The following is a 21,586-nucleotide window of genomic DNA, read 5'->3' as shown; positions in this document are numbered from 1 at the left end:
ATTGCTGACAGCAATCCCGACCGGGCTATACATGCGGAAGAAGGACCGGTTTTTAGAGTCCGTAGTTCCGTTTGAACATATAATAGGTATTTCTGGAAACATTAAAACGTTTACAAATCTCCATAACGGTGTCGCCGCGTTCAAGCATGCTGATCACCTCTTCTTTATTCGCATCAAGGAAAGACTGTTTGGCAGCCGATCCTTTCGGACGGCCTAACGGACCTCCCGTGCTCTTCTTATGATTCAAGGCCTCTTTGGTACGGGTGGACATCAAACTGTGTTCGATCTCCGTTACCAACTTGAACACATTACCCATAACCGGGAGATTCAATGTCCGGTCCAGGATATACCGATCCTTTATACTATAGATTTGAACGCCTTTTTCCATGCAGCGCCCCATAATCTCCATGACTTCCGACAAAGTTCGTCCCAAACGGGAAATATCTGACAAGATCAGGCTATCGCCTTTTTCCATACGATCCAGTACCATAGTAAGATTACGTTCATCTTCCTTCCCTTTGTCGACAGTGATATCCGTTACCCACTTATCGACATTTATATCATGATCCGAAGCATAGCGTTTAATCTCATTTTTCTGTTCTTCCAGAAGCTCTTTGTTTGAAGTTCCTACTCTTAAATAAGCTATTACCATATTTTCAGCAACTTAATAATTAAAAAAACGTAGAAGCAAATTTATTTTTCGGTGAAGATACGAAAAGTAATTATAGCACAATAGCTAAACTTTCCATTTTATTTAAAGAAAATGTTAGTATTCCGCTCTTTAATACAAAAAATTACATCGTATGCAGAAGGCTATCGGACTAAGAATGAAATAGCTAACGAATTATCCAAACCGGGGATTTATGATCTTTTCCGTTTTTCACCCGTAACCGGCAGCCCTTCCCCGATATAAGTATTTTGCACCTGTTTATCGTCCCCCCGTATTCCAATGCCGGTGGCGGGAAGGGCTGCTGAAGAAAGAGGGAAAGGTTCGCGACGCAGCAGAAGATCCCTCACCGGGGAAAAAAAGTTCCCCAGGCATGAAAATAAATTTTCTCCCGCGGGAAAATAAATTTTCTTCGGCGTGAAAATAAATTTTCACCCAAAGAAAAAAGTTGAAACTTTCTTACATATCAAATAAAGCATTAGTAAAAACCCTCCGGCTGACTTAAATAACCGGAGGGTTTTTACGATTCCAAGGAAAACATAGACTTGCCTTGGGATTTTCACCTGTCTAATAATACATTTCAGGAATCGAAGTATTCAGCTCCGCATGCAGTACACCGCTTTTTTCAAACAGACGGACTTTATTTTCCTTTACTAACCATCCTAAAGCCAAACAGACAAAGGACTCATGATAGTGAGTCATTTCCCCAATCCTCTTCACTGACAAAATTTTTCTTTCTGATAACAAAGACCAGATCTGACCGGCCTCTGAAACAACATCATTCTTAGTCATAGCACCTCACTTATTTGATATAATATTATTCCTCACCACTTTTTCAGAAAGCCAAATGATTCTTTCGCTTCGAATTGTGAACACTACCATCCCCCGAATAGTTTAGCGAAATAGCGTTAATCAACATTAATTAATCCTCCAACATCCCTTCCAAATAACGGTCGGGAGCCAGCCCGATGCTCTGGAGGAATCCTGCCAGGGCGCTATACGTCAAACGATTCTCCGTCAGATCCGTCAAGGCGATGCGGTGGAGACACTCGAACGGGATCGCATAATCCACGTAAGGAACCAGGCTACCCCCTATGAAATCATACCCCGCCTCTGCCGGACCACAAAATTGCACAAGCCGCCATTCCTGTTCGGAGGCCCAACGAGGTTCCCGCACTTCCAGGCAAGCATTGCAAAGCATCGAGAAGAAACGTGAATCCCGCTTGAACCCGGTATGCTCTTCATCATAAAAGAATTTGTCATATTCCCGCCTCATCTGCGAGACAAACGCGTTCAGGTTCTCCTCCTCATCATATTTGCAGCGAAGCAAATATTTATCTCCCGACAAACTATATTCACCCAACGCCCCGTAATCGAAAGCCAGCCGCAAACAGGAAGCCTTCCCTTCCTCCACGCCGGAAGGGATTTCCGGGTTCTGGTAAAGGGAAAGGGCGTACATCTCCATCTCCGGCCCGATAAGCATCCGGCGGTTCTCCCGGAAAAAAGGAATATTTTGTTTACTAAACTCCTGCCCGATGCCATTTTGCTCTTCATGCAACACGATCGAACGGCGAAGCAGGGACAAACCATATCCGGTCACTTCGTCCGGCCTGATATACAGTAAATTAGGGACACGCAAGGTGAAAGTTCCCGGCGTCTTTGTCTCTTTGCATCCGCGGACAAAGGATTCTATTGAAACATAGGAATATAAATCCATACTTTATTATGATTTTTTTGGAGGTCAAATATACATTTTATATTAGAGAATCTCTACCTTTGTTAAAACTTTTATAAACTACATAAAACCAATAGAACAAAATGAAACGTCGTGATTTCCTTAAGACCAGTGTTGTAGCAGGTGCAGCCTTATCTCTGAATTTTGAAGGACTACAGGCAGCCCTCTCTTCAAATACAGTTGCAGTAGAACAAGCGCCCGATCTGGTAGCAGTAATGGGTGGCGAACCGGAAGTTATGCTCGACAAGGCGTTAGAAGCGCTTGGCGGCATCGGCAAATATATCAAGAAAGGACAAAAAGTCGTTATCAAGCCGAATATCGGATGGGACCGTACACCGGAACTGGCCGGCAATACGAATCCGGGATTGATAAAGGCCCTTGTAAAGAAATGTTTCGAAGCTGGAGCCGAAAAGGTGACGGTATTCGACCACACGTGCGACAACTGGCAGAAATGCTACGAGACAAGCGGTATCGCCGCCGCCGTAAAGGAAGCGGGCGGTATCATCATGCCGGGTAACGACGAGAAATACTTCAAGGAAGTAGACATTCCCGGCGGCGTGACACTGAAAAAGGCCAAGATACACGAGTCGCTGATCGAAGCGGATGCCTGGATCAACGTTCCCATCCTGAAAAACCACGGGGGAGCCAAGCTGTCATGTGCGATGAAGAACATGATGGGGATCGTCTGGGACCGTCGCTTCTTCCACCAGAACGACTTGCAGCAATGTATCGCCGATATCTGTACCTGGCAGAAGAAGCCGGTACTGAACATCGTAGACGCCTACCGTATGATGCACCAGAACGGTCCGCAGGGAAAAAGCGCAGCCGACGTGGCCACGTTGAAGTCGATGATCGTTTCTCCGAATATCGTCGCCGTCGACACGGCCGCCCTCGCTTTGTTCAACCAGGTAAAGAAGTTGGATCTGGCCGCCGTCGGGCATCTGGGCAAAGGGGAAGCGCTTAAATTAGGTTCTACCGATCTGAAAAAAATAAACATCAAACGCATTAAGATCTGATGAAGAAACGAAATTACCTAAAGGGATTGAGAGTTTTGCTCGCAATCCTCTTTTTTGTACCCATACTTTTGTTTTTCGTAGACTTTTCGGGAGTTTTACCGGATAGCGTACACCGCTTGCTGCACCTGCAACTGATGCCGGCTTTGTTGGGCGGGATGGTCGGCCTGATCGTGTTCCAGCTCTTGCTGGCACTGGTATTCGGACGTATTTATTGTTCCACAATATGTCCGGCAGGCGTATTCCAGGATATCATCAACCGCCTGTTTTGCATCGGCAAGAAAAAGAAGAAAGGAAGCCGCCGTTTTACCTACCACAAGCCGATGAACCGGCTTCGCTACGTGCTATTGGCGATCACGGCGGTCATGGCAGTCTTCGGTTTCAGCGGGTTGTGCCTGCTTCTGGACCCGTACAGCAACTTCGGACGTATTGCGGCAAGCCTGTTCCGTCCGGTCGTGATGTGGGGGAATAACATGCTCGCCGACCTGCTGATGAAAGCAGACAACTATTCGTTGTTCCATGTGACGATCAGCACCGTGACGGTTTCCGGTCTGACCGCGGCAGCCATCGCATTGCTTGTTTTCATTGTCATGACTGTTTTCCGCGGACGCCTGTTCTGTAATACGATCTGCCCCGTCGGAGCCTTGTTGAGCCTCTTCTCGCGCTACTCGTTCTTCCGCATAACTTTCGACAAGGAAGCCTGTACGCATTGCGGGAACTGCGAACATACCTGCAAGGCGGAAGCGATCGACAGCAAGAACCTGACGGTCGATACGTCCCGTTGCGTAGATTGTTTCAATTGTGTCTCTTCCTGCGCCAAGGGCGGCTTGCAATATCGCCTGCAACTTCCGGGCGCATCGCGTTCCGACCAGCCGACGGTCGCCAAGAGCCGCCGTACATTCCTGGCCACAAGCGCAACCGTTGCCGCCTCGCTGCCGGTCGCATCCGCGATTGCCGGAGGCGGAAAAGGGAAAATGAACAGAAAAGGCAGGAAAAAATGGCCTCCCCTCACGCCTCCGGGTTCTATCAGCCTGGAACGTTTCAAAGATAAATGTACGGGATGCCAGATATGCGTCGTCCGCTGTCCGAGCCAGGTTTTGCGCCCTACAGGACTGGAATACGGATTGGATTATATGTTGAAACCGCGTCTGGCCTATATCAGCAGTTATTGTAATTACGAGTGCACGGTTTGTTCCGACGTATGTCCCACCGGTGCGATCAAGCCTCTGACTGTCGAAGAGAAGACGACGACACAGGTCGGCATTGCCACTTTCTTCAAAGGCCGTTGTGTCGTTAATACGGAAGAGAAAGACTGCGGTGCCTGTGCAGAGCATTGCCCGACACAGGCCGTGCACATGGTTCCCTACAAAGGGACACTGACAATCCCGCAGATCAATCCCGACCTCTGTATCGGATGCGGCGGATGCGAATCGATCTGCCCGGTACGTCCGATGCGTGCCATTATCGTCAAACCGAACGTCGAACACAAATTCGTCGAGAAGCCTAAAGAAGAGGAAGTCAAAGAAGTCGAGGTCGATGATTTCGGTTTCTGATTAACGATTGTAACCGACTATATTATGAGGCCTTATTTGTGAAAGTAAGGCCTTTTCTTTATCTTTGCAGCCATGAAATTCGAATTACAACATAACGACACAAAATCAAATGCAAGGGCGGGTCTGATTACCACTGATCATGGAGCAATCGAAACGCCTATTTTTATGCCGGTCGGCACGCAAGGCACGGTTAAAGGTGTCCACATGACCGAGTTGGAGGAAGATATCAACGCACAAATCATTTTAGGAAACACCTACCATCTGTACCTCCGTCCCGGACTGGAAATATTGGAACAGGCAGGCGGACTGCACAAATTCAATACATGGAACCGTCCGATCCTGACGGATAGCGGCGGTTTCCAGGTTTTCTCCCTTTCCGAAAACCGCAAGTTGCATGAGGAAGGCGCCATGTTCCGTTCGCACATCGACGGCTCCAAGCATCTGTTCACCCCGGAGAAGGTGATGGATATCCAGCGGATCATCGGAGCGGATATCATCATGGCCTTCGATGAATGTTGTCCGGGCGATGCCGATTACGAATATGCGAAAAAATCCCTCGGCCTGACGGAACGTTGGCTGGACCGTTGTTTCGAACGTTTCAACGCCACAGAACCGAAATACGGTTACCGGCAAAGCCTTTTCCCGATCGTACAAGGTTGTGTCTATCCGGAACTGCGCCGGAAAGCAGCCGAGAATGTAGCCGAAAAAGGTGCGGACGGCAATGCGATCGGCGGCCTGGCTGTAGGCGAACCGACCGAGAAGATGTACGAGATGATCGAAATAGTCAACGAAATCCTGCCGAAAGACAAGCCCCGCTACCTGATGGGAGTCGGCACGCCGATCAACATCTTGGAGGCGATCGAACGGGGCGTCGACATGTTCGACTGCATCATGCCGACGCGCAACGGGCGCAACGGACAGTTGTTTACCCGTTTCGGCACGATCAATATGCGCAATAAGAAATGGGAGAACGACTTCTCCCCTATCGATCCGGACGCCCATTCGGCTATCGACACGCGCTACAGCAAGGCGTATCTGCACCATCTGATCAAAGTGAACGAGATGTTGGGACTTCAACTGGCATCGATCCATAACCTCGCGTTTTACCTGTGGCTCGTAAAAGAGGCACGCAAACATATCATTGCCGGCGATTTCACGACCTGGAAGAGTGAGATGGTCCGTCAGTTATCAAACCGGTTATAAGCAAACTGTCACATGAAATTCAAACTGAAACGGATAGACTGGTACATCATCAAACAGTTCTTAGGCACTTACATCTTTGCGATTGCCCTGATCATCGCCATCTCGGTTGTCTTCGATATAAATGAGAAGATCGACAAGTTCCTGAGTCCGGACGTGCCGTTGAAAGCGATCGTCTTCGACTATTACATGAACTTCATCCCGTATTTCGCGAATCTGTTCAGTCCGTTGTTTACTTTCATTGCCGTTATCTTCTTCACCTCGAAGTTGGCAGACAATTCGGAAGTGATCGCAATGCTGGCAAGCGGGATGAGTTTCCGGCGGCTGATGCTGCCCTACGCGATTTCGGCAGGGATCATTGCGCTCAGTACGTTTGCGCTGAACGCTTATATCATTCCGCCTGCCAACGCCACGCGTATCGACTTTCAAAACAAATATATCAAGAATAAGAAGGTAGACTATGTCCGTTCCGCCCAACTGGAGATCGAGCCGGGCGTAATCGCCTATTTCGACCGCTACGATGCGCGTTCCGGAATGGGATACCGTTTCTCTTTGGAACACTTCGAGGACAAGAAGATGATCTCACGCCTCACGGCAAACTCCATCAAATATGATTCGCTCTACAACTGGACCCTGATCGACTACATGATCCGTGATTTCGACGGGATGCGCGAGCATATCACCGAGGGGAGCCGCAAGGACACCACTCTGACGATCGTCCCTTCGGACTTCCTGATCTCCGTCAATGACTGCGAGACGATGACTTCTCCCGAACTGTCCACCTATATCGACCGCCAGAAGAAACGGGGGATCGGCAATATCCAGACGTTCCAGATCGAATACCACAAACGTTTTGCCGCCATCATGGCCGCCTTCATCCTGACCTCCATCGGAGCCTCGCTCTCTTCCCGCAAGATCAAAGGCGGCATGGGATTGAACATCGGTATCGGACTGGCCCTGAGTTTCTCTTACATCCTCTTCACCACCGTCACATCGACCTTCGCCATCAACGGCAGCCTCAGCCCCGCCATGGCCGCCTGGATCCCGAATATACTGTACACGTTTATCGCGATTTATTTGTACCGGAAGGCACCGAGATAAGAGACCGGAACTGAAAGTTGTAAAAACCTCCAAATCTTCCACCGCTTTAATTTGAGTGCGCACCTTATGGAACACGCATTCAACAAACTGATAAACAAACAATTACAAACAAAGAACAACTAATTATTAAAACTTTTTCTCCTTATTCATGGACAAAATTCTCCCATTTATGTTGAATTTATAGTTAATAAAAATATTTTGTCCGTGAAACATTCATGATAAAGGGAAGTCAGATAAAAGCAAATTGCAAATACAAAAATCAAATCACTATAAATCAAATATTTACCCCCATAATATATATTTATCTTACAGAAACCCACTTCAAATTGGAGCGGGAATAATTATTACAGTTTATATAGCTTTTCTGGAATCCGGCTTCAAATACCGTATGGAGAGAAGAATGCCGACTGCTCGGTAATCCGCTGCTTATCGCAAAACAAAAGAGTGCCTATTGGTTTGGTTCTCCCTGCTTATTCCTTTAAACCCAATAAAAGACGTATTACAAATGAAGGTGTGTCAAAATATAAAATAGAACGCAGATGACACAGATTCAACAGATAACCGCAGATTTTTATTTTATTGATTTACTATAATCAATCTGTGTGAATCCGTCTCATCTGTGTTATCTGTGTTCTAATATACAGATTAATGACACCCCCCCATTATAAACTAATGAATTATTTTACCAATTTCAATCCAACTTCAAATTTTGTTGTCTTTTCCATCGCTTCGGGAAAAGCTTTCAGCATTGTCTTAACTAATTGTCCCATTCCTCCTAAAGCATCATCACCGATAAGTTCTGCCAATATAGGCAATAAAGGAGCAATCTGACTTACTAACGCTTTATCAATATACACACGAGCAGATTTACCATCAGAAACAATTTCATAATTAACAGGAATACCATTTTGTAATAAAGTCATAATTTGTTCTAACGGAAGATCTTCTATACCAGCCTTGCTCTTTAGGCCTCCCATGATCTTCGTTATATCCAAAAAGACAAGGATTTGCTTATCTGTCACATTATACGAAGCATATCCGGCTTCCGACGTTTCCCAAACAGGTGTGACCGGTTTAGTCAAATCCATTCCTGTTTTAGAAATAGAAGCTACAATCTGTCCATCTTCTTGAAACGTAATACTCTGAAGAACCTGTACCAAAGCTACACTCCCAAAGCCCTCAACCATTGCAGGAATAGAAGTCACAGGCAAGAATCCAAGCATAGTTCCTTCAGCAGCTTCCCAAACCATAGACACAGGGCCCGACACAAAAGTTTCGTTTTCATCTTTAACGACTTCAGCTAATTTCCAAGTTCCCGCAATAGGAGCTGTGATTTTAAAAGTCACATCCAAAGTCAGAACTCCCGCTTCAACAGTACCTTTAGCAGATACAGTACGCAAATCATTCGCATTGTTACCTTCCAATGTATAGTTTTCACCTGTTTTCACCATCTTTGTATCAATCGTCACCTCTGCTTCACCCGGAATAAGATTTGCTAATGTAATAACCGCTTGCTCAGCCGAACTTGCATTTACTTTTACAGATTGGCCTGTCACTTCGGCATCACCCAACTTTAAATTCAACGTTTCCGCTGTATAAGTCGCAGAAATAGTCTTCCAACTGTCATCAGTCTTATTGTCATCATCATCACTACAAGCAGTGAAAAAACTCAATGCACAAAGCATCGTAAACACAAAAAATAGATTTTTCTTCATAATCTTCTTTTTAAATTATACATAAAAACGGAGCGAAGGTAAGTAATCCGAATGAGACAAACAACACAAAAAAGTTAACGCCGGTTATTCCGAAACAATAACCGGCGTTATCATAAAAATAGACAATTCAATCTATAATATTGGATCAATTATAGTATGATTATTTTTTAGACAAATTGATTCCTACCATAAAATCTTTGTCAGCCATAATAACAGGAAGTAAAGCTCCGATTTGACCGATCATCTCTGCTTTGTCAGGCATAAAGCCGGCTATTAATTCCATTACAGGAGCCAGTTGCGTACCCAAAGATGTTGCGAGCGTATTATTAATCAAAATACTATATTCGCCATCCTCTTCTTCAAGAACTAAAGGAATACCATTTTGAGCCATCGCTATAAGCTCTGCCAATGTATTGTTTTCTGATTTAAGCATTCCCATCAATGCAGTAATGTCAAGGGTTACATATAACATTTTATCTTTTACGTAATACCCCATAAGACCTTCTAACTTAGTTGCTTTTCCATCTTTCGTAAAAGAAATTGTTATATTGCCGTTTTCAACGAATGTAATCTCCGGTGCGACTTCGGCAATAGCCGCCTCAGCTTTTTGATCGACAAACGCACAGAATTGATAGTCCGGAATAGTTTGTCCCCCAAACGCTATCTCTCCTGATTCGGTAGCCAGGTTCATGAAGAAACTACCTCCCATTACATTATAATCATTTGCATCAATTTTACCATCTCCATTTACATCAGACGGAACATAAGACGGGAATATCCACGTACCAACAAGGGGAGAATCAACTTTGATGGCAACGGCTAATGTCAGGACGCCTGCATTCACATTTCCAGTAACAGACACTGTACGGCTACCTTCCACTGTTGCAGTTCCTTCCAGATTATAATTGGCAATTACTTCTTCCGCTTTTGTAGCTTTCGACATAATAAGATCAACTTTCACTTCGTCTACACCTGCAACCATTCCTTTCAAAATAGCAGTTGCTTTCTCTGCTGAAACGGCTTCTACCGTGACCGATTGATTACTAAGTTCTTGACCATTATAAGTCAACTTAAGTTTGTCTGCGGTATACGAACCAGCAACAGCTTTCCAAGTTGTGTCCTCTGGTGTTGGTTCATCTTTATTATCGTCGTCTCCACAAGATGAAAAAAGATTTAAGGCACAAAATAGGGCCATTAAATAGAATAAACTCTTTTTCATAATACACATTTTAAATTATTAAACTATATCAAACTGCGCGCAAGTTAATGATTTAAAATGATCAAAACAAAATAAAACGAACAAAAGGGAGAATCTTTTCAGACCCTCCCTTTCACCATCATGAAAACCACAAAAAGAACAAAAAACTATTCTACAACCAACATTTTATCGCCAACGGAAACTTTGTCGCCATCGCCGATATACACCTCTTTTACAACGCCGTCGATCGGGCTGCGGATCTCGTTTTCCATTTTCATGGCGACGAGGACACAGAGCGGGGTTCCGGCTTGGACTTCTTCGCCGGGCTTGACGTGAACCTTGAGTATCACGCCCGGCATCTGTGCGGTGATCACCTGGCGGCCGGCGGCGGCGGAACGGATGCGGGATTGGCGCATCTTCTTCAGTTCGTCGATCACCTGGACCTGGAAATAATCACCTTTGTTCTTCACCTCGTAAATGTCGTTGCCTACGTTTGAAATCTGGACACCGTGCGATTTGTGGTTCAGGATGATGGAATGGATCGTATCTCCTCCCATGTTGTAGTCCACTTCGTAGATCTTGCCGTTGACGGAGACCTTCTTTACGGGGCCGTCTTCGAGAATTTCCACTTTGAATTCGGTATCGGGGATATCGTTTACTGTTGCGAAATAGGTCGCTAATGCTTTTGCTGACATAATAAGTTCCTCCTAATAATTATTGGCAGTCATCTGTAACTTGCCGTAATACTTCCACAGGGATTCTCCGACGAGCGGGACGGTCGTCGCCCGCGCGGCTGCTTCCTTCTCCTGCTCGAAATGTTTGATGGCGGCAGCGATCACGGCTACAAGCGGATCATTGCTCTGGCGGCGTTTCAGGTCTTCCTTGTCGAACTTGGTGTCGATGAAGGTCGTGTCGTAGTTGCCGGAGAGGAAGGTCGCGTTGTGCAGCACACGCTGGTGGAACGGGATCGTCGTCTTGATCCCCAGGATCTTGTATTCGCGGAGGGCGCGCACCATGTTGGAGATGGCCGACTCGCGGTTACGTCCCCAGGCGCAGAGCTTGGCGATCATCGGGTCGTAGTGGAGGGAGACTTCAAAACCGGCGTAGGCGGCGCTGTCCAGACGCACGTTACGTCCTTCGGGAGCTTCGCGCACCTTGATGACGCCGGGCGACGGCATGAAGTTGTTCTCCGGATCCTCGGCATAGATGCGGCATTCGATGGCGGCGCCGCGGAACTCGATGTCTTCCTGCTTATAGGGAAGCGGATTTCCGGCGGCCACGAGGATCATGTCGCGCACGAGGTCGACACCGGTACACTCTTCGGTCACGGAATGCTCGACCTGCAAGCGGGTATTCATTTCGAGGAAGTAGAAATTCTGGTCCTTGTCCATCATGAATTCGAGCGTCCCGGCACTGTAGTAGCCGATCTTCTTGCAGGCTTCGACGGCAACCTCCAACATCTTCCGGCGCGTCTCCTCCTTGACGAAGGGCGACGGGGCCTCTTCGATCACTTTCTGGTTACGGCGCTGGATGGAGCATTCGCGGTCGTAGAGATGGATCACATTGCCGTATTTGTCGCCCAAGACCTGCACCTCGATATGGTGCGGATGTTCGATGTATTTCTCGATATAGATGGCATCGTCGCCGAACGAGTTGGCGGCTTCCGAACGGGAAAGGCGGAAGGCTTCGTCCAGCCCGGCCTCGTCGCGCACCAGGCGCATTCCTTTCCCACCGCCTCCGGCAAGGGCTTTCAGCATGATGGGATAACCGATTTCGGCTGCCACGCGGCGGACCTCTTCGAGGCCGGCAACGGGTTCCTTGGTTCCGGGGACGATCGGGACACCGGCGTCCGCCATGATCTTACGCGCTTCGGTCTTGACTCCCATGCGGGCGATCACGTCGGCGCTCGGACCGATAAAGATCACACCTTCTTCCTCGCAACGGCGGGCGAAATCGGCATTCTCCGACAGGAAACCGTATCCGGGATGGATGGCGGCTCCCGTTTTCTTGGCGATCGAGAGGATCAGTTCGGGTTTGAGGTAGGAAGTGTCGGCCGCATCCTCGGAGATGCAGTAGGCTTCTTCGGCATACCGGACATGCAGGGCGCCACGGTCGACATGGGTATAGATGGCGACGGTGGGGATATTCATCACGCGGCAGGTACGAAAGATACGCATGGCGATCTCGCCGCGGTTGGCTACTAATACTTTCTTAATCATAACGGCTGCGTTTTAAAGTGGAATATTGGAATGTTTCTTCGGCGGGTTGGACTGCCGCTTGTTGGCCAGCAGCTCGAAGCTGCGGATCAGGCGCGGACGGGTTACGGACGGTTCGATGATCTCGTCGACATATCCCAACTCGGCGGCGCGGTAAGGGTTGGCGAATTTCTCGCGGTAATCGTCCTGCAATTCCTTGCGTTTCTTGTCCACATCCTCGGCTTTCTTCAGCTCTTTGCGGAAAAGGATGTTGACGGCGCCGTCCGGCCCCATCACGGCGATCTCGGCCGTCGGATAGGCGAAATTGATATCGCCGCGGATATGTTTGGAACTCATCACGTCGTAGGCGCCTCCGTAGGCCTTGCGCGTGATCACCGTCACTTTCGGGACGGTCGCCTCGCAATAGGCGTAGAGCAGCTTGGCTCCGTGGCGGATAATGCCTTCATATTCCTGGTTCACGCCCGGAAGGAATCCCGGCACGTCCACGAATGTCAGCAACGGAATGTTGAACGCGTCGCAGAAACGGACGAAGCGGGCGGCCTTGACCGACGCATTGATATCGAGCGTCCCGGCGAGAGCGGCCGGTTGGTTGGCAACGACGCCGACCGTCTTCCCGTTCAGGCGGATATAGCCGATCAGGATGTTGCGGGCGTATTCTTCCTGTACTTCGAAGAAATTGTTGTCGTCCGCCACCGAAAGGATCAGTTCGCGCATGTCGTAGGGCTGGTTCGGATTGGTCGGGACCAGGTTGTTCAGGTTTTCGTCGATGCGGTTCGCACTGTCGGTAGTCGGGACGAACGGGGGCTCTTCCATGTTGTTGTTCGGCAGGAAGGACATCAGTTCGCGTATCTTCAGGATGCATTCCATGTCGTTGTCGGCGGTGAAATGGGCGACGCCCGATTTCGTGCTGTGCACTTCCGATCCGCCCAGTTCGTTCATGGTCACCTCTTCCTGCGTCACGCTCTTGACCACTTCGGGACCTGTGATAAACATGTAGCTGGAATCTTTCACCATAAAGATAAAGTCGGTCAGCGCAGGCGAATAGACGGCTCCTCCGGCACACGGGCCCATGATGGCGCTGATCTGCGGGATCACGCCCGAAGCCAGCGAGTTGCGCAGGAATATCTCCGCATACCCGGCAAGCGAACGGACGCCTTCCTGGATACGCGCCCCGCCCGAATCGTTCAGGCCGATCACCGGAGCACCTAACTGCATCGCCATATCCATAATCTTGCAAATCTTACGCGCATACGTTTCGGAGAGGGCGCCGCCAAAGACCGTGAAGTCTTGGGCGAAGACAAAAACCGTGCGTTTACCTATCATCCCGTAGCCGGTAACCACCCCGTCGCCCAACGGACGCTGTTTTTCCAGTCCGAACTCGGTGCAACGGTGGGTGACAAACTTGTCTACTTCGACAAAACTTCCCTTTTCAAGGAGCAGTTCAATACGTTCACGGGCAGTCAATTTTCCTGCCGCATGTTGCTTGGCGATCCGGTCTTCTCCACCACCCAATTCTGCTTGGTGGTTAAGAGCCGCTAACTGATCGATTTTCTCTTTCATGGAATATCCGGTTTAAATGAGTTTTGTGCAATGTAAGCATTTATTATATACTAACACCGGATGCAAGGATAAGGTTTATCGATCAATTGATAGGTAATATTTATTACATTACTTTTCCCTGGATGGAAAAGTAATAAAAAGATCAAGGCAGAACCGGCTGGGCTACTCCGGGCAAAGACTACGCTGTCGCCTGCGAAACTCGCTTCGCTCAAACAGCGCAGGCTCCGGACGCTCCGCCTTTACCCTCCGCTTTACGCCCATCCGCTTAGGCCTTCCCAAGAAAGCTCCGCTTTCTCTTAGGATTGCCGATACAGCCTGTTTCTTTATGAAGGTGTAATGAATAATGGTGACTCGTAGGGGCAGGGTTCTACTCCGCCCAATGGAAACGATGTCATCTCCGTTGAAGACAAAAGGGCAGAGCAAAGCCCTGCCCCTACTGGAGAACTGCCGGTATCGGCCATTCCAAAAGAGCCGGAACGGCTCTATCTCCGGCCTAAGCTGGCGAGCGTAAAGCGAAGTGACCAAAGCGAGCGCCCGGAGCCTGCGCTGTCTGAGCGAAGCGAGTTTCGCAGGCGACAGCGAACGAAGGGAACGGAGTAGCGAGGCAGGTTAAGCCGTGATCTTTTGATTACTTTTCCATCCAGGGAAAAGTAATAGAAATTTTATGTACTTTTGTCTCAGAATATAGAAACCTAATAAATCAATTAATTCAAACATGAAACGCTTAATGGCTAATCGTAAACAGAAACAAGCGATCCTGATCGCTCTTGCTGCGCCATTGATGTTTTCCCCTGCTCCATTAATGGCTGCGACCGGGACTTCCGAACCTGTAGCCACTATCGCCCAGCAGGCGCAAACGATCGTCAGTGTGCAACGGATCAACCCGACTACGGTCGATGTCGTATTCTCCAACAATCAGCGGATGACATTCGATTTCTACGGAGACAATATTTTCCGTATGTTCCAGGACAACAACGGCGGCATCCTTCGTGATCCGGAGGCTAAACCGGAAGCCCGGATTCTCGTGGACAATCCCCGTCGTCCGGTATCCAAACTGGACATCCGGGACGAAAACGGCCAAGTGACCATCACGACCGCAAAAGTCAGACTCCAACTGGACAAGTCAACCGCCCTACTGAAAGTCACCAACCTCATCACAAACAAAATCGTTTTTGAAGAGATCAAGCCGGTGGCTTACGAAAAAGGAAAAACAATCCTGACGCTGAAAGAAAATCCGGATGAATATTTCTACGGCGGCGGCGTGCAGAACGGACGCTTCTCGCATAAGGGCAAAGCCATTGCTATTGAAAACCAGAACAGTTGGACAGACGGCGGCGTGGCCTCTCCTACTCCTTACTATTGGTCCACGAACGGCTACGGCTTCATGTGGTACACCTTCAAACAGGGAAAATATGATTTCGGCGCTGCCGAAAAAGGTGCGGTAAAACTATCCCACGATACAGACTATCTGGATGCTTTCTATATGGTCAGCGACGGACCGGTCGCCCTGTTGAACGACTTCTACCAACTGACCGGTAACCCGGTGTTGCTGCCCAAGTTCGGATTCTATCAGGGACATCTGAACGCTTACAACCGCGACTATTGGGTGGAAGACGAAAAGGGTATCCTGTTCGAAGACGGCAAACGCTACAAGGAAAGCCAGAAAGACAACGGCGGCATCAAGGAATCGCTGAACGGAGAAAAGAACAACTATCAGTTCTCCGCCCGCGCCGTGATCGACCGTTATAAAAATCATGATATGCCGTTAGGTTGGTTGTTGCCGAACGACGGCTACGGAGCCGGCTACGGACAGACCGAAACATTGGACGGTAACATCCAAAACTTAAAGAGCCTCGCCGACTACGCCCATAAGAACGGTGTCGAGATCGGCCTTTGGACACAATCCGACCTTCACCCGAAAGACAGCATCAGCGCCTTGTTGCAACGCGACATCGTAAAAGAGGTGCGCGATGCCGGTGTACGGGTTCTGAAAACAGACGTGGCATGGGTCGGCTGGGGTTATTCGTTCGGTCTGAACGGTGTCGCCGATGTCGGACATATCATGCCGTACTACGGAAACGACGCACGTCCGTTCATTATCTCTCTCGACGGCTGGGCCGGCACGCAACGTTACGCCGGTATCTGGTCGGGTGACCAGACGGGTGGACAATGGGAATATATCCGTTTCCACATCCCGACTTATATCGGTTCGGGACTTTCCGGACAACCGAATATCACTTCCGACATGGACGGCATCTTCGGAGGAAAGAACCTGGCGATGAATACCCGCGATTTCCAATGGAAGACCTGGACACCGATGGAGCTGAACATGGACGGCTGGGGATCAAACGAAAAATATCCGCATGCCTTAGGCGAGCCGGCAACATCCATCAACCGCTGGTATCTGAAGATGAAATCGGAGTTGATGCCTTATGCTTATAGTATCGCACGCGAAGCAGTAGACGGCAAACCGATGATCCGCGCCATGTTCCTCGAAGATCCGAACCCATACACATACGGCAAGGCTACGCAATACCAGTTCATGTACGGTCCGAACTTCCTCGTCGCCCCGATCTACCAGGAGACACAAATGGATGACAAGGGGAACGACATCCGCGACGGCATCTATCTGCCTGAAGGCGAATGGTTCGACTATTTCACCGGTGAAAAATACACAGGTGGCTGCGTAGTCAACAACTTCGCTTCTCCGCTCTGGAAACTTCCGGTATTCGTGAAAGCGGGTGCGATCATCCCGATGACGAACCCTAATAATAATGTAAAGGAGATCGACAAGAATCTGCGCATCTACGAACTTTACCCGTCCGGAGACAGCGAGTTCGTCGAATATGACGATGACGGCAAGACGCAGGCTTACCTGAACGGCAAAGGGACCACCACACGGATCGAAATCAAGAACCTCGACCCGTCAAAAGTTTCAGTGACCATCCATCCGGCAACAGGCGATTTTGACGGCTTCGTGAAAGACAAAGCTACCGAATTGCGCATCAATCTCTCAAAAATGCCGAAGAAGATCACCGCCCAAATCGGTTCCTCCAAAGTGAAACTGGCTGCCGCCCGTTCGATGGACGAATACCTGAACGGCACGAACGTATATTTCTACGATGCCGCCCCGAACCTGAACAAGTTCGCCACTAAAGGAAGCGAATTCGAAAAGGTGACGATCACCAAGAATCCGCAGTTGTTGGTCAAACTGGCTCCGACAGACATCGTTCTGAACGAAACGGTCGTCACCCTCGACGGCTACCAATTCGACATGCCCGACACCCACCGCGTCTCTACCGGCTCGCTGACCGCTCCGGCCGCTCAGGTGACGGACGGGAACACGGAAGCCTACACGCTGAAACCGACTTGGGAGAAAGTTTCCGGCGCCGACTTCTACGAAATAGACTTTAACGGCATGCTCTATACACAGATCAAGAATACCGAACTGCTGTTCGACAACCTTTCTGCCGAAACAGACTATTCGTTCAAGATCCGTTCCGTCAACAAGGACGGCCATTCCGACTGGTCCGGCTTCTCTGTCAAGACAAAATCCAACCCGCTGGAGTTTGCCATCAAAGGCATCCGCGGCGAAGTGACAGCCGAAGAACAGGAAGGCTTCGAAATTTTCCGCCTGTTCGATTTTGCCGAGTTGGGCGATATGTTCCACACGAAGTACCGCAAGAATGCGATGCCGTTCGACATGATCATCGACCTGCGCACCATCAACCAGCTGGATAAGTTCCATTATCTGTGCCGCCAGGATGGAGGCAACGGTACGATCCTTGCCGGCGACGTGGCCTACAGCATGGATAAGGAAAACTGGACGGCGGTCGACTCATTCCGCTGGGAACGTAACGGTGACGTGAAAGTATTCACTTTCAAGGATCAGCCGAAAGCCCGTTACATCAAGTTGCATATCAGGGAAGGTGTCGGCAACTATGCTTCCGGCCGCGAATTATATGTATTCAAGGTTCCGGGCACGGAAAGTTACCTGCCGGGCGACATCAACAACGACAAGAAGATCGATTCGAACGACCTGACTTCGTATATGAACTACACGGGGCTGCGTCGCGGCGACAGCGATTTCGATTATGTCAGCGCAGGCGATATCAACCGGAACGGCCTGATCGATGCTTACGACATATCGGTTGTGGCCACCCAATTGGAAGACGGTATCGAAAATCCGGGCACGGACCGCGTAACCGGAACGATCTCCCTCTCCACTCCGAAGCAGACGTACAATGCCGGCGAAACAGTCGAAATCACCGTCAAAGGCGACAGTATCAAAGCTGTCAACGCTTTGAGTTTCGCATTGCCTTACGACCAGCAGGACTATGATTTTGTCGGTATCGAACCGGCAAACCTCGGTGCGATGGAGAACCTGACATACGACCGTCTGCACACCAGCGGCCAAAAGGCGCTCTATCCTACTTTCGTCAATCTTGGCGACAAAAAGGCGCTCGAAGGTTCTGAAGTTCTCTTCACCATCAAGCTGAAAGCGAAACGTAAAGTCAAATTCAACCTGAAAGCGATCGACGGAATCCTGGTGGACAAGAATCTGAATATGCAGAAGTTCTGACATAAAGAACATCCGAAAGAATAGCATGTATAAAGGCTTCGTTCTTGGTATATCCGGTTAGCGAAGCCTTTTCTTTTATCCGAGATCATTTTTTCACCATTCGTTTTCAATATACAAGCAAAAGCATTACCTTCGTGTACGAAGATTCTTTATGTAAGTTTATCACAAAAACAACTGATATGAAACAAACGAATACAATTTTAGCAATCATTCTGTTGATGGTGTTGGCCGGGTGTGGAGAAAATATACAATCAAAAGATGATTTGCTCATCGTTGACGTTTCGAAAAGCTACCCTAAAAAAGAACTGATCCTCCAGGATCTCATGGACGTGGAATATATCGCGCTGGAAACCAGTGACGAGTTTCTTACGCAAGGTTCGATACAAGATGTAGGGAAAGAGTACTTGTTGGTAAAAAACAGGAATAACGACGGAGATATTTTTATTTTTAACAGAAAAAGCGGTAAAGGAGTAAGGAAAATAAACCGGCAAGGACAAGGGGCGGAAGAATACGCAAGGATTAATGGAATTATTCTTGATGAAAGCAACAGTGAAATATTCGTAATGTCTCCGGGAAATAAAATCGTAGTGTACGATCTTTCCGGAAGTTTCAAACGGTGTTTGAATCTTGATCGCGAAGTTTCATCTGTTTTTGATTATGACAAAAATAATTTGATTTGCTATGATATGTCGGATTATTATAATAAAGGAAAGGATAGAAGCAAATCATACCATCTGATTATATCAAAACAGGATGGAAATATCACTCGTAAAATTCTTATTCCTTTTAAAACGATTAACACACCGATCGTGAGGGATGGAGATAACTTTGTGGCGAATTATTCTTACCAAATACGCCTGAGCGACGGTAAATGTACACTTATAGACACATCAACCGATACATTGTACAACTATAAACCGGATGGGACATTAAGTCCATTTGTAGTAAGGGTCCCTTCCGTCCAGAGCATGGTACCGGAAGTTTTCCTATATATGGGTATTCATACCGACCGTTATTTTTTTATGCAAACCGTTAAAAATGTATTTAACTTTGAAAAGGGTAACGGATTCTATACGGATGAACTGATGTATGACAAAGAAGAAAAAGCCATGTTTCAAGTTACTGTACAGAATGGTGACTATGTGGAAAAAAGACCCGTAGCTATGACAGCTAAATCGATCAACCGCGAAATCGAGGGCGCCACGAGTCTTAACGCATCCCGGCTTGTTGAGATTTACAAAAAAGGCCAACTGAAAGATGGCAAATTGAAAGAAATCGCCTCAAAACTGGATGAAGATGACAATCCGGTAATTATGTTGGTAAAGCAAAAAAGTTAGGATTCGAGCTTTTGCATCATAAACAAATACATTATGTACTCAGATAAGAAAAACATCCTGCAGCTCGTAGCTTTGCTCATCGAGCATAACGTCAAGAAAATCGTTTTGTGTCCCGGTAGTCGCAACTCCCCTATCGTACATACGATTGCCAACCATCCGTTCTTCTCCTGTTATTCGGTGACGGACGAACGGAGCGCGGCTTTCTTCGCAATCGGGCTGGCATTGCATGGCGGCAGTCCGGCTGCCGTCTGCTGCACATCGGGCAGTGCATTACTTAATATTCATCCTGCCGTATCGGAAGCCTTTTATCAACAAGTGCCGTTGGTCGTGATTTCGGCAGACCGTCCCGGAGCCTGGATCGGGCAGATGGACGGGCAGACACTTCCGCAACCCGGTGTCTTCGGTTCGCTTGTCAAGAAATCCGTCAACCTGCCGGAGATACATACCGACGAAGACGAGTGGCATTGCAACCGCCTTGTCAACGAAGCCTTGCTCGAACTGAACCATCATGGGAAAGGGCCGGTGCATATCAACGTGCCGATCTCGGAACCATTATTCCGCTTCACCACAGAGGAATTGCCGAAAGTGCGCGTCATCACCCGCTATCAGGGATTAAATGTCTACGACCGTGAATATACCGGACTGATCGAGCGGCTGAACAACTACAACCGCCGCATGATCGTTGCCGGACAGATGAACCTGATTTATCTTTTTGAAAAGAAATATTCCAAACTGCTATACAAACATTTCGCCTGGCTTACCGAGCATACGGGAAACAAGACCGTTCCCGGCATCCCGGTAAAGAATTTTGATGCCGCACTCTATGCCCTGCCGGAAGAAAAGTTGGAAAAGATGGTTCCCGATCTGTTGATCACGTACGGCGGACATATCGTGTCGAAACGTCTCAAACAATTCCTCCGCAAGCATCCGCCCCGCGAACATTGGCATGTTTCGCTCGACGGAGAAGTGGCGGATCTTTATGGCTCCCTGACAACTGTTATCGAGATGGACCCGTTCGAATTCCTCGAAAAGATCGCTTACCTGCTGGAAAACCGGACAACGGAGTTCCCACGCGTATGGGAGAACAACACCCGTGACCTGCCGCAACCGGAATTCGGCTATTCGGAAATGGCTGCCATCGGAGCATTGATCCAATCGCTCCCAGCACCTGCGGCCTTGCATTTAGGCAACAGTTCGACCGTACGTTATGCCCAGTTATACACACTTCCCGAAGGGATCGAAGTCTGCTGCAACCGGGGAACGAGCGGGATTGAAGGGTCGCTTTCGACCGCCATCGGCTACTCCGTTTGTTCGGACAAGCTGAACTTCGTGGTGATCGGAGACCTGAGTTTCTTTTACGATATGAACGCACTTTGGAACACCAACTTCGGCTGTAACCTGCGCATCCTGCTGCTCAACAACGGAGGCGGCGAAATATTCCAGGCGCTCCCCGGACTGAAAATGGAAGATAAGACACACCGCTTCGTGACCGCCACGCACAAAACTTCCGCCAAAGGATGGGCCGAAGAACGGGGATTCGACTACCTTCCCGTCCATAACGACGGGGAGCTGACGGATGCGATGGCAATTTTCACCCAGTCCGCGCCCCACAGCCGACCGATGCTGATGGAAGTATTCACGGATGCGGCTGAAGATGTACGGCTGCTCAAAGAATATTACCACCAACTAAAGAAATAAGAACATATCTC

15 protein-coding genes are annotated in these 21,586 nt (G+C 48.5%); 7 read left to right on the top strand and 8 right to left on the bottom strand.

The genetic code is table 11. From position 1 onward, the window contains the following. Positions 1 to 52: 52 nt before the first annotated feature. The 3 genes from RDN79_RS00345 to RDN79_RS00335 all read right to left on the bottom strand — a co-directional run bounded on the left by RDN79_RS00345 (position 53) and on the right by RDN79_RS00335 (position 2,384). Complete coding sequence (locus RDN79_RS00345; RefSeq protein WP_298547926.1) at positions 53 to 652, bottom strand: recombinase family protein; 600 nt, start codon at positions 650 to 652, stop codon at positions 53 to 55. Positions 653 to 1,234: 582 nt separating this feature from the next. After that, positions 1,235 to 1,459 (bottom strand): winged helix-turn-helix domain-containing protein, encoded by a 225-nt coding sequence (locus RDN79_RS00340; protein ID WP_298547929.1) that lies wholly within the window; start codon positions 1,457 to 1,459, stop codon positions 1,235 to 1,237. 130 nt (positions 1,460 to 1,589) lie between these two features. Further along, the gene (locus RDN79_RS00335; protein ID WP_298547932.1) at positions 1,590 to 2,384 is read right to left on the bottom strand and encodes a hypothetical protein; all 795 of its coding nucleotides are present in this window, start codon (positions 2,382 to 2,384) and stop codon (positions 1,590 to 1,592) included. A 101-nt stretch (positions 2,385 to 2,485) separates the two neighbouring features. On the opposite strand from RDN79_RS00335, the gene RDN79_RS00330 reads away from it, so the two are divergent. The 4 genes from RDN79_RS00330 to RDN79_RS00315 all read left to right on the top strand — a co-directional run bounded on the left by RDN79_RS00330 (position 2,486) and on the right by RDN79_RS00315 (position 7,269). Continuing rightward, a complete protein-coding gene (locus RDN79_RS00330) occupies positions 2,486 to 3,418 on the top strand; it encodes a DUF362 domain-containing protein (RefSeq protein ID WP_298547934.1) in 933 nt (310 codons plus the stop codon). Beyond that, positions 3,418 to 4,968, top strand: coding sequence for a 4Fe-4S dicluster domain-containing protein (locus RDN79_RS00325; protein WP_298547936.1), 1,551 nt, complete (start codon positions 3,418 to 3,420; stop codon positions 4,966 to 4,968). Before RDN79_RS00330 ends, RDN79_RS00325 begins: the two co-directional genes overlap by 1 nt. Positions 4,969 to 5,040: 72 nt before the next feature. Next, entirely contained in the window at positions 5,041 to 6,171 is a 1,131-nt protein-coding gene (tgt, locus tag RDN79_RS00320; RefSeq protein WP_298547938.1) for a tRNA guanosine(34) transglycosylase Tgt, read from the top strand. 12 nt (positions 6,172 to 6,183) lie between these two features. After that, a complete protein-coding gene (locus RDN79_RS00315) occupies positions 6,184 to 7,269 on the top strand; it encodes an LptF/LptG family permease (RefSeq protein ID WP_298547940.1) in 1,086 nt (361 codons plus the stop codon). Positions 7,270 to 7,946: 677 nt separating this feature from the next. Here RDN79_RS00315 and RDN79_RS00310 read toward each other — a convergent pair. From RDN79_RS00310 to RDN79_RS00290, 5 genes are all read right to left on the bottom strand, one after another. Next, the gene (locus tag RDN79_RS00310; RefSeq protein ID WP_298547942.1) at positions 7,947 to 8,984 is read right to left on the bottom strand and encodes a DUF4925 domain-containing protein; all 1,038 of its coding nucleotides are present in this window, start codon (positions 8,982 to 8,984) and stop codon (positions 7,947 to 7,949) included. A 160-nt stretch (positions 8,985 to 9,144) separates the two neighbouring features. Further along, the gene (locus tag RDN79_RS00305; RefSeq protein ID WP_298547943.1) at positions 9,145 to 10,203 is read right to left on the bottom strand and encodes a DUF4925 domain-containing protein; all 1,059 of its coding nucleotides are present in this window, start codon (positions 10,201 to 10,203) and stop codon (positions 9,145 to 9,147) included. 146 nt (positions 10,204 to 10,349) lie between these two features. Beyond that, positions 10,350 to 10,877, bottom strand: a complete 528-nt coding sequence (locus tag RDN79_RS00300; RefSeq protein ID WP_298547945.1) for a biotin/lipoyl-containing protein — start codon at positions 10,875 to 10,877, stop codon at positions 10,350 to 10,352. 12 nt (positions 10,878 to 10,889) lie between these two features. Continuing rightward, the gene (accC, locus tag RDN79_RS00295; protein WP_298547948.1) at positions 10,890 to 12,401 is read right to left on the bottom strand and encodes an acetyl-CoA carboxylase biotin carboxylase subunit; all 1,512 of its coding nucleotides are present in this window, start codon (positions 12,399 to 12,401) and stop codon (positions 10,890 to 10,892) included. Positions 12,402 to 12,413: 12 nt separating this feature from the next. Further along, on the bottom strand, positions 12,414 to 13,958 hold the full coding sequence (locus tag RDN79_RS00290; protein WP_298547951.1) for an acyl-CoA carboxylase subunit beta: 1,545 nt from the start codon (positions 13,956 to 13,958) through the stop codon (positions 12,414 to 12,416). A 715-nt stretch (positions 13,959 to 14,673) separates the two neighbouring features. Here RDN79_RS00290 and RDN79_RS00285 point away from each other — a divergent pair. From RDN79_RS00285 to menD, 3 genes are all read left to right on the top strand, one after another. Next, the gene (locus tag RDN79_RS00285) at positions 14,674 to 18,540 is read left to right on the top strand and encodes a TIM-barrel domain-containing protein (RefSeq protein ID WP_298547953.1); all 3,867 of its coding nucleotides are present in this window, start codon (positions 14,674 to 14,676) and stop codon (positions 18,538 to 18,540) included. Positions 18,541 to 18,719: 179 nt separating this feature from the next. Next, positions 18,720 to 19,877, top strand: coding sequence for a 6-bladed beta-propeller (locus tag RDN79_RS00280; protein ID WP_298547955.1), 1,158 nt, complete (start codon positions 18,720 to 18,722; stop codon positions 19,875 to 19,877). A gap of 33 nt (positions 19,878 to 19,910) precedes the next feature. Continuing rightward, positions 19,911 to 21,575, top strand: coding sequence for a 2-succinyl-5-enolpyruvyl-6-hydroxy-3-cyclohexene-1-carboxylic-acid synthase (gene menD, locus RDN79_RS00275; RefSeq protein WP_298547958.1), 1,665 nt, complete (start codon positions 19,911 to 19,913; stop codon positions 21,573 to 21,575). Positions 21,576 to 21,586: the final 11 nt, after the last annotated feature.

Source organism: uncultured Parabacteroides sp., from assembly GCF_902493135.1.
Lineage (GTDB): Bacteria > Bacteroidota > Bacteroidia > Bacteroidales > Tannerellaceae > Parabacteroides.
The sequence above is the reverse complement of the archived record's forward strand: the minus strand, read 5'-3'. Positions and strand labels throughout refer to the sequence as shown.